The organism is Alicyclobacillus sacchari (assembly GCF_004366795.1).
GTDB classification, from domain to species: domain Bacteria; phylum Bacillota; class Bacilli; order Alicyclobacillales; family Alicyclobacillaceae; genus Alicyclobacillus; species Alicyclobacillus sacchari.
In genome coordinates this window covers 248,824-263,816 of the sequence record NZ_SORF01000004.1, presented here as the reverse complement: position 1 = coordinate 263,816, position 14,993 = coordinate 248,824, and the positions used below count along the sequence as shown (strand labels likewise).

Sequence of the window (14,993 nt, the reverse complement as noted above, 5' to 3'; positions counted from 1 at the left end):
CCGTACCCATCCCGAACACGGACGTGAAGACCTCCAGCGCCGAGAATACTTGTCTCGAGAGGGACTGGGAAGGTAGGTCGTTGCCAGGCAAGAGAGAACAGAGTCAGGCCAGAAGGCCTGGCTCTGTTTTGTTTTATGTGCAGATCTCCAACCTCTCTGGAAATTGAAGCGTGGTGCGAGGGGGAGGAGCGAAGGAGTATTGAACAAGGATGAAGGATGGACTCATAGAATATAGATGTAAGCGCTATTGTATGGACGAAAGTTCCGAGCAACGAAATTGTACTTGGATCGACGTGTTGTAGGTGAAAAGGAGGAGTAAAAAGAATCATGCAAAATTATGCGATTGCAGCGCGACTGAATGGGCTGCCCGTTACTTCGTTGCACAAAAAGATTGCCACGGTCGTCGGTTTGAGCCTATTTTTCGAACTATTCGATGTTTATCTCGCGGGTGTTTTAAGTGCTGTACTCACGAAACAGTTTCATCTGAGCAGCAGTATTCTTCCGATTGTATTGGCATCAGCATTTGTCGGTATGTTTATTGGCGCCATTGTATTGAACGGATTGGCAGATAGGATTGGACGTAAGCGTGCATTCATGTTTGTCCTATCCATATATTCGACGTTTACGTTCATCGCGGCATTTAGTCCAAATGTTACGTTCCTAATTGTATTTCGCTTTCTAGCAGGGTTAGGCATTGGTGGCCTGCCGCCTCTATGTGATACGTATCTCAGCGAAGTACTCCCGGCATACAGACGTGGAAGGACGATGGCTTGGGCCTACACACTTCAGTTTTGCTCCACGCCCGTCGAGGGTTTTCTGGCGCGGGGAATCGTTCCTACACATTATTGGATGGCGGGTTGGCGGTGGCTCTTTATCATCGGATCGCTCGGCGCCATCATCGTTTGGTCCATGCAGCGCTGGTTGCCTGAGTCGCCGCGATGGCTGGAATCGGTGGGACGCGCCGAGGAAGCAAACAAAATCGTTGAGAGGTTTGAAGTGCACGTCAAGGATGCGCAAAAGCCTGTCAACCCGGACGAGATATTTGTGGAGCCCCGGAAGCTGCCTCTGTCAACGCTCTTCGCTCAAGGATTTGCAAAGCGGACAGTGATGTTATGGGTATTTCAGATCCTGCAAACCCTCGGCTATTACGGTTTTGGAACCCTAGTCCCACTTGTTCTCGCGGCCAAAGGAGTTACGATCACGACCTCGCTGACGTATATCACGTTGTCGTTCTTAGGTTACCCCATTGGTTCGCTGCTGTCGTTGCCGATCATTGAGCGTTTTCACCGCAAATGGCTGATTGTCTGTGCAGCATTTTTTATGGCACTTTTCGGAATTCTGTTCGGTATGTCGTCAAGCCCAACACTGATCATCGTATTTGGTTTCTTATATACGCTCGTCAGCAATATTTTCTCGAATGCATATCACATCTTTCAGGCGGAAATCTACCCGACCTCCATTCGAGCAACGGCAGCTGGTTCCGCTTACAGCTTAAGCAGACTGATGAGTGGATTGATGCCTTTTATCTTGCTGCCTGTTCTGAAGGCTGACGGCGCCACTGCGATGTTCAGTGTCGTCGCAATCGCGATGATCGTGATCATGATCGACATAGCAGCATTTGGACCCAAAACTTCTGGCATGGCGCTTGAAGATGTCAATGAACGAGTGGTCCTCGAGGGTAATATTCCTTCGACGGCGTCCGATCCGTCGTTGCACCTTTGACATGAGTCGCATCTTTCGGCTATCCCAGGCATTTTAGATGGCTGCGGGATAGCCCTGTTTATTAGGTGCACACACGCTCACAAGCGCTCCTATGCCACTCTGCAAGCCGAAGTTGGGCCCGCACACGAACCCGGGCACCCCGGCTGCAGCTGATGCCAACGCCGTACGACAGTGTTACGCGACGGTGAGCGAGCATGGATTTTGCACGTCTAACTATAGTCTCAGCGGATCTTAGCGCAAGTATCCAGAAACGGTTACATTGGTGTTGGTAAGCACGTGATGGGGAGATGAGACGATGTCCATCGAATCGTATAAACCGGGATTAGAGAATGTGATCGCGTGTGAAACGTCTATATCGTATCTGGATGTGGAACACGAGGAGATTGTGATACGAGGATACGACTTAATTGATCTCGCCAAGAAATTGTCTTATGTCGATGTAATCGGTTTGTTATTGGATGGACGGCTGCCTTCGGCCGATGAACGGGAGGGGATTGAACGTGCTTTGTCCGAGCAGGACGAGCTCCCGGAAGCCATTTATACTATCTTAGGCAGTTTGCCGGCATCAACACATCCGATGGACGCGCTGCGAACTGGCGTATCTGCGCTTTCAGGTTTTGATCCAGATCTCTTGGTTTCCTCGATAGAGGCCAATCGACGCCGAGCGCTCCGTTTGCTTGCACAAGTGCCACAGATTGTAGCGAACAGCTATCACATTGGCCGCGGAGAAGGCGCTGTGAAGCCGCGGCCAGACTTATCGTTTGTTGCGAATGGCTTATATATGATCACGAAGCGCATACCTACTGCCGCAGAGGAACGCTATTACAACCAGGTTTTGATGGTTTACTGTGAACACGAACTACCCAATTCCACATTCGCAGCTCGCGTCATTGCCTCGACCCAATCGGACATGTATGGGGCACTTACTGGTGCTGTGGCATCACTGAAGGGACCTTTGCACGGAGGCGCGAACGAGGCGGTTATGAATATGCTCCTCGAAGCGCAGACGGTGGAAGGATTTGAACGCCTCATCCGGGTGAAACTCGCGAATAAGGAGAAAATCATGGGATTTGGGCACCGCGTGTACATGCGCAAGAGCGATCCACGTGCCCTTCTGATGAAAGAGGCTTTGAAAGAAATGGTCGAGGCCTCAGGCGATGATCGTTTGTATCGTATGTGTGTTGTGGGGGAAGAGATTGTGCGTGAAGAGAAAGGTCTGTTCCCCAATCTGGACTACTATGCGGCACCTGTCATGCATCTGCTAGGCATTCCGGTCGAACTGTTTACGCCTGTGTTTTTTGCAGCCCGCGTCGTAGGGCTGGCAGCTCACGTCACGGAACAGTTGGCGCATAATCGTCTGTTTAGACCGCGTGTCTTCTATACGGGCCCACGCGGGTACCACGTTTAACACGCGATCGTTACAACTTCATCAGTCGCATCGATGATCGACTCGCAACTTATAGCCAGGATGATACGGAGGGTGTTTAAAGGCAATGGGCATTGAGGATGCAGTGCATGACAATCATCGCGGTACGGTAGATGACGTTCTTGTCAAAATCACGGATTACGCCCTGCAATTGGGGCAGGCGAGCGAAGAGGCCATTGAAACAGCGCGTTATGTGCTCATGGACACACTGGGCGTGGGTATGTTGGCCTTGCGGTTCCCTGAATGTGCGAAACACATTGGGCCTTATATACCGAACCTGAGTGTGTCGTGGGGCGCTCGGGTACCGGGTACGAAATACGAGTTAGACCCCGTGCAAGCGGCATTTCATATAGGCGTCATGATTCGCTGGCTGGACTTTAACGACACATGGCTAGCGGCTGAATGGGGGCATCCGTCTGACAATCTAGGCGCAATTTTGGCTACGGCCGATTATGTGAGCCGTCAAAATCGGTTACATGGCAAGTCGCCCGTGACCATTAGGCAGTTGCTTGAGCGTATGGTACAGGCACACGAAATCCAGGGTGTGTTGGCGCTCGAAAACAGTTTGAACCGCAGAGGCATTGATCACGTCCTGTTTGTCAAAGTCGCTTCTACAGCGGTCGCGACAGCGATGCTTGGCGGTAATCGGGAGCAGGTCCTGAATGCTGTCTCAAACGCCTGGATCGATAATGGGCCACTTCGCACGTACCGCCATGCACCGAATACCGGATCGCGCAAATCATGGGCCGCTGGTGATGCGACAAGCCGTGCCGTGTGGCTTGCCTTCATGGCGCTCCGGGACGAAATGGGCTATCCAAACGCGCTCACTGCACCGAAGTGGGGATTCCAGGACGTCGTCATGGGCGGCAAGGAGATTGTGCTGGCACGGCCGCTCGCGTCGTACGTCATGGAGAACGTGTTGTTTAAGATTTCCTTTCCGGCTGAGTTTCACGCCCAAACAGCAGTCGAATGTGCGATTCAACTGCACGGACAGATTGTGGATCGAATCGACGACATCGAGCGGATTGTCATTACGACCCACGAGTCGGCGATTCGTATCATTGACAAGAAGGGGCCCTTGCATAATCCGGCGGATCGCGATCACTGTCTGCAGTATATGACGGCGATTGGCCTTTTGTATGGACATCTGACGGCGGACCATTACGAGGACGAGGCGGCGCGAGATCCGCGCATCGACTGGCTGCGCGAACGCATGGAAGTTGTTGAGGATGCGCAATACAGCCGTGATTATCTCGATCCCGACAAGCGTTCCATCGCGAACGCCGTACAGGTGTTTTTCCAGGACGGAACAAGCACGGAGAAGGTCGTGTGCGAGTATCCGATTGGCCACCGTCGGCGTCGTGCGGAAGGACTGCCGAAGATTGTCGAGAAGTTCCGGGGCAATTTGGCCACCCGGTTTCCGCAAAAGCGCGTCGAGCGCATCGTCGACCAATGTCTTGATACATCATCCTTGTACGAAATGGGTGTCGATGAGTTCGTCCAATTGTTTGTCATGTAACGTGTTTCAAGGAGGGATGGCCCGTGGCCTGGTTGGTTGAACAGCAACCTAGTCAGGAAGAACTAGCGCAACAGTTTTTGCAGCGAATTTCACAAGCTCAGATACTCAAAATCCCCGGCGCACATGACGGGTTGGCGGCGCGCATCGCCAAACAGGTTGGTTTTGAAGCCCTGTATCTCTCGGGAGCGGCGTATACGGCAAGTCGGGGTCTGCCAGACCTCGGCGTCGTCTATTCCAACGAGGTGGCGGAACGCGCGGCGGATATCATTCGCGCATCTGGGTTGCCTTTGTTGGTCGATATCGACACGGGGTATGGCGGCGTTCTCAACGTCGCGAGAACAGCGAAAGAAATGCTGGAGGCGCGAGTGGCGGCCGTACAGATAGAAGATCAAGTGATGCCGAAAAAGTGCGGACATCTGAACGGCAAACAGGTCGTTGCCCCGTCCGAGATGATCGAGAAAATCCGCATGTTGAAGACCGCCGCTCCAACTCTTGTTGTCGTGGCCCGTTCAGACGCCAAAAGCGTGGAGGGTATCGACGCGATGATCGAGCGGGCAAACCGATACGTCGAAGCGGGAGCTGACGCGATCTTCCCCGAAGCCTTGGCGAGTGAGGAAGAATTCCGGTACGTGGCGGAGCGTGTACAGGCACCACTTTTGGCCAATATGACGGAATTCGGGAGAACACCTTACTACACGGCTGATCAGTTCCAGGCTTGGGGCTATCGTATGGTGATTTATCCGGTGACGAGTTTGCGCGTCGCGGCGCGCGCGGTGGAACTAGTGTATCAAGAGCTCGCTGAAAGTGGTACGCAACAGTCGTTCGAGCCAGCCATGTTTACGCGGCAGGCTTTGTATGAAGCCATCCGTTATTACGATTATGAAGCCCTTGACACGCACATCGCGCAGACTGTGTTGGAAGGCCATATGAAGAAAAAGTGATCTGATGTGACTGTCCCTTCATTTGAAGGCACGTTCTGATTGCACATCTTCGCGAGCATGTGCCAGGAAGTGCTCAACCAAAATCTGCTTGGGGCCATGGGCGTTGGCGATGATGGATATGTTCCACGTGCAGTTGGACTGAAGCGGTAAGTAGGTAACACCGTCCGCACGCAAATGTGTGAACGATTCGGGGATTAACGCGACGCCCATGTTTGCCGCCACAAATGCTACAATCGTCAGGATTTCCGGAGCTTCTACCGCCACTCGTGGGACAAATCCGGCTTCCTTGCAGCACCGTGTTACAATTTCGTAGTAACCCGATCCGCTGCGATATGGAGTGAGAATGAACGGATGCGGTGCGAGATCATCGAGCGAGACCGTCGACTGGTGCCCGAGCGGGTGTGATCCAGGCAGAGCTGCGACCAACGGCTCTTCGGCGATTGCTTCGCACACCAAGTTGGGGTTGGCAATTGCACCGCGCACGAGACCGACGTCGATTTTCCCATCATAGAGTGCCTGCATTTGCTCCATGCTTTTCATTTGGCGCAGTTCGATGTGAACCTCGGGAAAACGTAGACGAAACGCCCGGAGAAGCGATGCAAGGCGATACGTCAGGGATCCGACAAAGCCAATTGACAAGCTGCCTTTTAATCCTGCGTGAAACTGCTCGGCTTCGCGTCGAGCCTGTTCCATCGCGGTGAGGATCTCACGGGCTTTGTCCAGATAGACTTGTCCCGCGGCCGTCAGCTCGACGTGATGGCGATCCCGCGCGAACAACGGAAATCCTAGCATCTCTTCCAGCTCTCGAATCTGCCGGCTTAATGGCGATTGTGACATGTGTAACCGCTCGGCCGCCCGGCTGAAGTTCAACTCCTCAGCGACCGCGACAAAATAGCGGAGATGTCTGAACTCAATCACGCCGATCACCTTCCATCGTGCTGACGGCGCTATTGTATCACGTGCGCTGTTTCCATGCGTTTGCCGGAGGTAAAGGAGGCCACCTACTTGTTCAATCTAGTTGCACCGAAGGCGGCAGATATTGAAGCGGCTCGCGAGCGGTTGCGCGATCGCGTCCTATACACGCCGCTCGACCACTCGGAGACGTTTTCGCATCTCTCCGCCAATGATGTCTACCTAAAGCTCGAGAACCTGCAGAAAACGGGCTCCTTTAAGTTGCGAGGGGCTTACAATAAGATTTCAACCCTGACCGCAGACGAGCAGGCTCGCGGCGTGATTGCGGCTTCGGCAGGCAATCACGCACAGGGCGTCGCATACGCCGCTCGCGGGAGAGGTGTCCCGTGTACCATTGTCATGCCTGAAGGCGCTAGTCTTGCTAAGGTGATGGCGACGCAGCGCTATGGGGCGCGGGTCGTTTTACACGGAAACGATTACGACGAGGCGTATGCACATGCCAAGCAATTGGCGGATACAGAAGGGCTCACCTATATCCATGCTTTCGATGATCCTCACATCATTGCAGGGCAGGGGACCATTGGCCTGGAAATTCTCGAACAGCTGCCGGATGTCGGAGCCATCGTCATTCCGATGGGCGGCGGCGGCCTTGCGTCCGGGATTGCATTGGCGGTCAAGTCGCAACGACCAGACATCAAGATCATCGGCGTCCAGGCACAGGCTGTGCCATCGTTCGTCCATGCACGCGAACTGGGGAGAATCGACGCCGTTCAGGGTCAACCCACGATTGCCGATGGTATCGCGGTCAAGCGGCCTGGGGCATTGACGTTTGAACTCGCCAGAAGCTACGTCGACGATATTGTCACGGTGGATGAGGACGAGATCGCGCGGGCGATGATTTATCTACTTGAGCGTTGCAAACTTGTCGCCGAAGGTGCCGCCGCGGCAGGCATTGCGGCCACAATCTTTAGGAAAATCCCGAACAACCTCGGGAAGGTTGTCTGCGTTCTCTCGGGCGGCAATGTCGACGTCGTCGTGTTGTCGCGGATTATTGAGCATGGCTTGACGGAAGCCGGCCGTTATCTGCGCCTGGCCGTGACCATTCAGGACAGGGTTGGTGCCTTGCGGGATGTGCTGGACATCGTAGCCCAGCTTCGCGCCAACGTGTTGACTGTACATCATCAGCGCGTCGGATCGCACATTCACCTTGGGCAGACAGAAGTGGAGATCGATTTGGAAACCCGCGATCACGCTCATATTCAGCTTCTATGTGAGGCATTGAGACAGGCAGGGTACACGCCGACCATTCGCGACTGACAGAAGAAATTGTGCGATGCGATGTCGAATGTCCAGGAGCCCGGGGGCGGGCTAGGCAGGCCAAGCCGGGGTAGACGAAACACAGGCCTTTACCTTCGCAAGACACATGGATAAAAGCGGTCAAGTTCCACGTCCAGCGAAAGGTAAAGGCCGAAGATTGGGGATTGGGTATTATATCTCAATTAAACCCAATTGTCCCCATTATTATCATTGAACGAATCGTTTTGAAATGGGTCATCGTTCGTGGGGAAGTCCACTTGGTTGTCCCAATTGTTTGGACCTGTGTCGCCATACGGACCTTGATCGTAGGGGCCATGGCTCCAATCTGCGCCACCATATTGATCCATGCCAATTTCTCGTTGCAGCTGATCGATCTCATCCTGCTGAATAATGTTCTGTTGCATCAGCTCGTTCATCATCTGCTGATCTTCCATCTGGCGAAACATGTCGTATTGCATCATGTCGATTCGGCCCTGTTCTAACAGGTAACTGAGCAACGCACCAGCCGCCATGCCGCCGAGAAACGACCCGGTCCGTCCAAAGCCGCTGGTATAGCCCGGATTGTTATAAGGCGGAGTCACATCATAGTACTGGTTATCGCGGAACCCATTGTTTTGAAACGGCCCTCTTCGATATCCGTTGCTGCCTTGATTTCGCCTTGCCAACAACACGACAAGCAAAATCACGATCACGACGAGTAAAATGACGATCACGATGTTTCACCTCTCGCTTTGATTGTACCCATCATACCGAATATCATCGCGCGACGGCCAGACAAAACACAAAAAATGTGTTGCAACTTTGTACGGTTGCGTTATAATAAGGTCAAGGATAGTCAAAGTCAAACGCGTGGTTTATTAGTCAAAGATAGTTAAAGTCAATTGATGATGAATCGAGATTTTAGGACTGACATGCTGTATAAGGGAGGTCAATCATCATGAAGTGCAATCTATGTCAGGAACGTCCTGCAACAGCACACATTCGGACGCAGCGCAACCAGCAAGTATTTGAGATGCATTTGTGCGCTGAATGTATGGCCAAAGTTCAAGCAGGTTATACGCTGCCACACGGATTGGGCGGCGGCTTTGATTTCGGTTCTGCGTTTCCAGGAATGAATGAGTTATTTGGTCAGTTTGCCCGTATGCCGCGAGAGACACAGGTTCGTACACAAGCCTCGGGAGGTGGCGGCGGTTTTCTTGACCAATTCGGCCGCAACTTGACCCAACTCGCCGCCGACGGGCGGATCGATCCACTCATCGGGCGTGACAAGGAAATTGCGCGCACCATTGAAATCTTGAATCGCCGCAACAAAAACAATCCAGTGCTCATTGGCGAACCGGGTGTCGGTAAAACGGCAGTAGTTGAAGGCTTGGCCTTGCGCATTGTCCAGGGTCAGGTGCCGAGCAAACTTCGTGGCAAGCAGATCTATGCCGTCGATGTGGCATCGTTGGTTGCGGACACGGGTATTCGCGGCCAATTTGAAGAGCGTATGCAGGGTCTGATCCGCGAATTGGAGTCGCGTGACGACGTGATCGCGTTTATCGACGAGATTCATCTGCTCGTCGGTGCCGGATCCGCACAAGGCTCGATGGATGCGGGTAACATCCTCAAGCCGGCGCTTGCGCGGGGCGACTTGCAAGTGATTGGTGCGACGACGTTGAAAGAGTACCGGCAGATTGAAAAGGACGCTGCCTTGGAACGTCGGTTTCAACCGGTGACGGTCAACGAACCGAGCGTCGAAGAGGCCATTGCAATCTTGCAGGGGATTCGTCCTAAGTATGAGGAGTTTCATCACGTTCAATTCACGGAAGACGCGGTTCGCGCTTGTGTGACGTTGTCGCAGCGCTATATTGCGGATCGTTTTCTCCCGGACAAGGCTATCGACCTGATGGACGAGGCTGGGTCAAAGGCGAATTTAGCTCAGGCAGATGGCGATGCAAATGACATTGAGGCCCGGCTCACGGCCATTGCACGCGAGAAAGCGGAGGCGGCACGCGTCGAGGCGTACGAGCGGGCAGCCGAACTGCACCGCGAAGAGACGCGACTGCGCGAGCAGTTGGCAAGCTTGCAGGCGCAAGGTGCGAAACAGGAGCGGCCAGTCGTGACGGAACGAGATATCGCCGCGATCGTAGAAGGGAAGACCGGTATCCCGGTGACCAAGGTCGAAACGGACGAACAGAATAAGTTGCGCCACTTGGAAGAAGACCTGGCGCAATATGTCATTGGACAGCCACAGGCGGTTAAGCAGGTGGCTAAGGCTGTGCGCCGCAGTCGCGTCGGTTTGCGCAAAGGTGATAGGCCCATTGGTTCGTTCCTATTTGTCGGTCCGACGGGTGTTGGGAAAACGGAATTGGCTAAGCGTTTGGCCGAGCGGTTGTTTGGCTCGAAGGATGCCATGATCCGGCTCGATATGAGTGAATACATGGAGAAGCACGCAGTATCCAAGTTGATTGGTTCGCCTCCGGGATATGTAGGATATGAAGAAGCTGGCCAGCTGACCGAGCAAGTGCGGAGAAAGCCGTACAGCCTAATCTTGCTCGACGAGATCGAAAAGGCTCACCCTGACGTGCAGCACATCTTCCTGCAAATCATGGAGGATGGGCGCCTCACCGACAGCCAGGGGCGCACGGTCAGCTTCAAGGACACGATTCTCATCATGACGAGCAACGCAGGTGTCATGGAGCGAAAAGCGACAGTTGGCTTTGCACTCGGGGACGACAAGCGCGAGGTCTCGACCGAGTCGAGTGCGGACCATCTGACCGCCTACTTCAAACCGGAGTTCCTCAACCGCTTTGACGCGATCGTGGAGTTCTCTCAGCTCGTCCAAGCAGATATCGAACGGATTGTCGAGTTGTTCCTCGATGAGCGCAAGCAATGGTTGGCGGAGCAAGGTGTCGATTTGTCTTGGACGAATGATGCCGTGAAGGTGTTGGCTGCACGTGGGTATCACTCGACACTTGGGGCACGTCCACTGCGGCGGGCTATTCAGGATTTGGTCGAAGACCGCATCGCCGATTTGTTAATCGATCACGAGCACGTACAAGGCGTATGCATCGACGGCAAGGATGGTTCGCTGGTGGTCGAACCAGTCGTGGCTTCTCCGACAATATAAAAGCAGATCAGGTACAACGATGGCCTCCTCAGATGGGGCCATCGTTTGTTGATGAGGGCTCTCATGCAACGGGTCACCCGTTCAAGTCAGGCGTTCTGTGCCGTCAATATTTGCGGTTGCACTTTCCCCCGTCTTGCAATCTCTCTATGATGGAATGAAAAGAGATATGGTACCAGGGAGGCGGCAGGATCGTGATGAATACAGCAATCGCCCTGATTTCGTTGGGCAATTTCATCTTGCTCATATGGCTTGTGGCAGTCCGCGGCAGTGCATCTCCAAAAGCTGACCGGGAGTTGGGCGCGCACTTTGAGCGCTTAGAACGCGGCTTGCGCGAAGAAATCACGGCGAGCCGCGAGGAGTCGAACCGAGCGGCACGTGAAGCCAGAATGGAGTTGACGACACAGGTACAGGGTCTGAGCCAATCGTTGATACGCACGCTTTCCGATGGTTCCAATCGGACCGCTCAGGCGATCGCGCTGCAACAGCAGGGCTTGATCGACGCCATTGGCGAGATGTCGAGGCAACAGAAAGGCATGCTCGACTCGTTCAGCAAACAACTGGCTGACTTGGCTCAGCTCAACGCAAGCCAATTGGAGCAGTTGCGCGAAGCTGTGGAGCGCCGTCTGCGTTATTTACAAGAGGAAAACAGTAACAAGCTCGAACAAATGCGCATGACTGTGGACGAGAAGCTGCATCAAACCCTCGAACGGCGGCTCGGGGAATCGTTCCAGCTGGTCAGTGAGCGGTTGGAACAGGTTCACCAAGGTTTGGGCGAGATGCAGTCGCTCGCGGCTGGGGTGGGCGACTTGAAGAAGGTGCTCTCGAACGTGAAATCCCGGGGGACCATGGGAGAATTACAGCTGGAGACAATCCTCGAACAGATTCTGAGCCCCGAACAGTATGCGCGTCAGGTCGCGATTCGACAGGACTCGCAGGAGCGGGTTGACTTCGCTGTGCGCTTACCGGGAAAAGATGACGGTGAGGCACCCGTTTGGCTGCCGATTGATGCTAAGTTTCCTCTCGACGATTATCAACGCCTGCAGGAGGCGCAGGAAGCGGGCGATCTCGAACTGTTGAGAGAGGCGGCAAAGGCTTTGGAAAATCGCATGAAACTAGAAGCGAAGTCGATTCACGACAAATACATACACCCACCGATGACGACAGATTTTGCCCTCATGTTTTTGCCAGTAGAAGGGTTGTTTGCCGAGGTGTTGCGTCGTTCCGGCCTCTGGGAGACATTGCAGCGGGAGTATCGCGTCATCATCACGGGCCCGACAACGATCACGGCCTTGCTCAACAGTTTGCAGCTTGGATTTCGAACGCTGGCCATCGAGAAGCGTTCGAGCGAGGTGTGGAAACTGTTGGGTGTCGTCAAATCCGAGTTTGGGAAGTTCGGGGATGTTCTTGAAAAGACGCAGAAAAAACTGCTGGAGGCGAGTAACACGATTGACAAGGCAACCGTTCGCTCGCGCGCAATTGAGCGTCAACTGCGCTCTGTGGAGGCGAGCCCTTTGGCAGAGGAACCAACGTGGCTGGAAAGCAAAGGATGACGGCGTGTTGCCGGCATCCTTTGCGGCAGCCTGCGATCAGTGCTTTTTATTCGTTTTGATGCGGCGCCACTTTCGGTCGTCGTTTGTCGTTTCTGGAAACCGTTCTCCTTTGTGCAAATACACACGGCGTGGGTGATGCAGATCCCCACTGTCCGGGTGTGCTCCTACTTCAATGTACACGCCGTTGTTTGGTGCTTCGTAGCCGGGGGTAAACTCGGAACGTTCGCCCATGTATCATCACCTCACGCCTAGTGTCAACCGCGTTTGCGGTTCGCATGTCTGGTGATTCGCGGCATGCTACGTAAGCAACGGCACAAGGCTTGGAGCGAGCGCCAGTGTCATGAACGCGGCAATCACCATGGACAGGCTGGAGCAGGTGCCTTCCATTTGCCCTATTTCAAAGGCACGTGCCGTGCCAATGCCGTGGCATCCCATGCCGAAGATGGCACCCTTGGCAACGGCGGATCGAATGCGCACGTAGCGGATCATAAGGGGCCCGATGACGACACCGGAAATGCCAGTAATGATGACGAATACAGCAGTCAGCGTTGGAATGCCGCCGATGGTTTGCGAAATGTCCATGGCAATAGGCGTGGTCACGGATCTGGGCGCAACACTGATTGCAATCATCCCGCCAAGGCGCATGAGCCGCGCAAGCAGGATGGACGACACGATAGCGGCTGCAGCGCCACAGATGAGGCTGACAAGAAATTCGAGCCAGTGCGTTTTGAAGATGTGCACATTCCGATATAGGGGTATCGCCAAAGCGACCGTCGCCGGGCTGAGCATGTCCGTCAGCCATTTCCCGCTTGCCAAATAGGTATGGTACGAAACGTGAGTTAGCGCGAGAAATGTGATCAGCACGGCCAGACACGTAAGCACAGGGTTGAAAAACACGTAGTGAAACCGTTGATACAATTTTTTGCAAACCCAATAACAAATTAGGGTCGATACGATACCCAGCCACGTCATCATGATGCCACCTCGCTTGCATCGTGATGTGCCATCCGCTGGCTGCGGTGTCTTTGCCTTGCGTTCCAGATGTTATCGGCTATGGTGCCAGTGACAAGCATGACAATCGCTGTACTGGTGACGATGGTGACCAAGATTTGCAGGCCTTCATGCAGCATCAGGTGTCCATAGGTCATAATGCCTACGGAGGAAGGAACGAAGAACAATAGCATCTCGCGTATTAAAAGTTCGCCTCCCCGGGCGATCCACTCGAGTTTTAACACCCGAAATTGCAACAACAAAAACAATAACATGAGTCCGAAAATGCTGCCGGGAACGGGCGTGTGCAGCAGTTTTGAAATCAGTCCGCCGACGTCGGCCAGCCCATATAGAATTGCAATTTGCAGTACGATCACCACAAAGGAAACCGTTTTTTGCCGCATCCATGACCAGTGTTGCATTGGTGTCACCACTTCCTTTCCGTATTTAGCTTACGCCCGTTGGATTAGAAGGTCTAATATATAAATCATAAGTGAATAAGTTGTAAAATGAATCATTACGCGGGGGTGACAACCACGGAACTTCGTCAACTTGAATACTTCATCGCGGTCGCAGAAGAATTGCATTTTGGCCGTGCCGCCAAACGCCTGGGCCTGACGCAGCCTCCTTTAAGCCAGCAGATTCGTCAGTTGGAAGATGAACTGGGTGTCCGCCTATTGGATCGAACCAACCGGAAAGTGCGCTTGACCGACGCGGGGAGGGCCTATGTAGCGGAGATACGCCAGGTGTTGGCACGACTGCAGGCGGCAACAGAGACAGCGCGTCAGGCTGCGTCCGGAGCCATTGGCAAACTGGTCGTCGGTTTTGTCGGATCGGCCACGTATGACTGGCTACCACCTGTCATCCGCCGCTATCAAGACGTTTGCCCTGGGGTGGAACTCATCCTGCGGGAAATGCCGACACCGGCTCAAATGGAGGCTTTACTCTCTGGTACCATTGATGTTGGGGTGCTGCGTACTCCAGCTGCGCACCCGGATTTGCATGTGCGCTCGATCCGACGGGACGAGTGCGTGGTTGTCTTGCCTGTTGGCAGTGTTTTGGCGAAACAGGATGGGGTGTACATGTCGGACTTGCGAGACGAGCCCCTGGTGCTGGTCGCGCGATCGATCTGGCCGGGGCTTTATGACAGTGTCGTCACGCTGTGCCGGGCAGCTGGCTTCGGCCCGACGATCCGCCTCGAAGTGACGGAAGTTCAAACAGCCGTAGGGCTTGTCGCGGCTGGAATGGGTGTGAGTATCTTGCCAAAAGCCACGCAAAACGTCCACGCGCGAGATGTGCGATACGTGTCCATCAAAGGCCAGGCACCAGTCGTTGAACTAGGGCTGGCGTGGCGACGTGAGGACGATTCCAGTGTGGTACAACGGTTTTTGGAAATTGCTCAGGATTGACAAATGAAGAAAGAAAGTGTTACTTTATAGTCTGACTTCATGCGAAAGGAGTGTGCATTCCCATGATTCGTATGCTGATGATTGCAATGGTTCCC

13 protein-coding genes and 1 rRNA gene are annotated in these 14,993 nt (G+C 53.9%); 9 read left to right on the top strand and 5 right to left on the bottom strand.

Annotated elements, in window-relative coordinates; translation table 11 throughout:
* The 5 genes from rrf to prpB all read left to right on the top strand — a co-directional run.
* Positions 1-89: ribosomal RNA gene (gene rrf, locus C7445_RS06200) — 5S ribosomal RNA — on the top strand; the annotation flags it as partial.
* A 238-nt stretch (positions 90-327) separates the two neighbouring features.
* Positions 328-1,722, top strand: coding sequence for an MFS transporter (locus tag C7445_RS06195; RefSeq protein ID WP_134159180.1), 1,395 nt, complete (start codon positions 328-330; stop codon positions 1,720-1,722).
* A 295-nt stretch (positions 1,723-2,017) separates the two neighbouring features.
* Complete coding sequence (mmgD, locus tag C7445_RS06190) at positions 2,018-3,130, top strand: citrate synthase (RefSeq protein WP_134159178.1); 1,113 nt, start codon at positions 2,018-2,020, stop codon at positions 3,128-3,130.
* An 85-nt stretch (positions 3,131-3,215) separates the two neighbouring features.
* On the top strand, positions 3,216-4,667 hold the full coding sequence (locus C7445_RS06185) for a bifunctional 2-methylcitrate dehydratase/aconitate hydratase (RefSeq protein ID WP_134159176.1): 1,452 nt from the start codon (positions 3,216-3,218) through the stop codon (positions 4,665-4,667).
* Between the two features lie 23 nt (positions 4,668-4,690).
* Entirely contained in the window at positions 4,691-5,608 is a 918-nt protein-coding gene (prpB, locus tag C7445_RS06180; protein WP_134159174.1) for a methylisocitrate lyase, read from the top strand.
* Positions 5,609-5,626: 18 nt separating this feature from the next.
* On the opposite strand, the gene C7445_RS06175 is transcribed toward prpB, so the two are convergent.
* Entirely contained in the window at positions 5,627-6,526 is a 900-nt protein-coding gene (locus tag C7445_RS06175) for a LysR family transcriptional regulator (protein ID WP_243834994.1), read from the bottom strand.
* A gap of 54 nt (positions 6,527-6,580) precedes the next feature.
* Between C7445_RS06175 and ilvA the strand changes: the two genes are divergently transcribed.
* A complete protein-coding gene (gene ilvA / locus C7445_RS06170) occupies positions 6,581-7,837 on the top strand; it encodes a threonine ammonia-lyase (protein ID WP_243834993.1) in 1,257 nt (418 codons plus the stop codon).
* Positions 7,838-8,019: 182 nt separating this feature from the next.
* Here ilvA and C7445_RS06165 read toward each other — a convergent pair whose 3' ends face one another.
* Positions 8,020-8,550, bottom strand: coding sequence for a hypothetical protein (locus C7445_RS06165; RefSeq protein WP_208320847.1), 531 nt, complete (start codon positions 8,548-8,550; stop codon positions 8,020-8,022).
* A 224-nt stretch (positions 8,551-8,774) separates the two neighbouring features.
* Between C7445_RS06165 and C7445_RS06160 the strand changes: the two genes are divergently transcribed.
* Entirely contained in the window at positions 8,775-10,949 is a 2,175-nt protein-coding gene (locus C7445_RS06160; RefSeq protein ID WP_134159166.1) for an ATP-dependent Clp protease ATP-binding subunit, read from the top strand.
* Positions 10,950-11,143: 194 nt separating this feature from the next.
* Complete coding sequence (locus C7445_RS06155) at positions 11,144-12,499, top strand: DNA recombination protein RmuC (RefSeq protein WP_134159228.1); 1,356 nt, start codon at positions 11,144-11,146, stop codon at positions 12,497-12,499.
* A gap of 36 nt (positions 12,500-12,535) precedes the next feature.
* On the opposite strand, the gene C7445_RS06150 is transcribed toward C7445_RS06155, so the two are convergent.
* From C7445_RS06150 to C7445_RS06140, 3 genes are all read right to left on the bottom strand, one after another.
* Positions 12,536-12,730 carry a YjzC family protein gene (locus C7445_RS06150; protein ID WP_134159165.1) on the bottom strand — a complete coding sequence of 65 codons (195 nt, stop codon included), beginning with the start codon at positions 12,728-12,730 and terminating at the stop codon, positions 12,536-12,538.
* Between the two features lie 66 nt (positions 12,731-12,796).
* Entirely contained in the window at positions 12,797-13,474 is a 678-nt protein-coding gene (locus C7445_RS06145) for an LrgB family protein (protein ID WP_243834992.1), read from the bottom strand.
* Positions 13,471-13,911 (bottom strand): CidA/LrgA family protein, encoded by a 441-nt coding sequence (locus tag C7445_RS06140; RefSeq protein WP_134159163.1) that lies wholly within the window; start codon positions 13,909-13,911, stop codon positions 13,471-13,473. The genes C7445_RS06145 and C7445_RS06140 overlap by 4 nt, the downstream gene beginning before the upstream one ends.
* Before the next feature lie 87 nt (positions 13,912-13,998).
* Here C7445_RS06140 and C7445_RS06135 point away from each other — a divergent pair, with 87 nt between their 5' ends.
* The gene (locus tag C7445_RS06135; protein WP_134159161.1) at positions 13,999-14,898 is read left to right on the top strand and encodes a LysR family transcriptional regulator; all 900 of its coding nucleotides are present in this window, start codon (positions 13,999-14,001) and stop codon (positions 14,896-14,898) included.
* Positions 14,899-14,993: the final 95 nt, after the last annotated feature.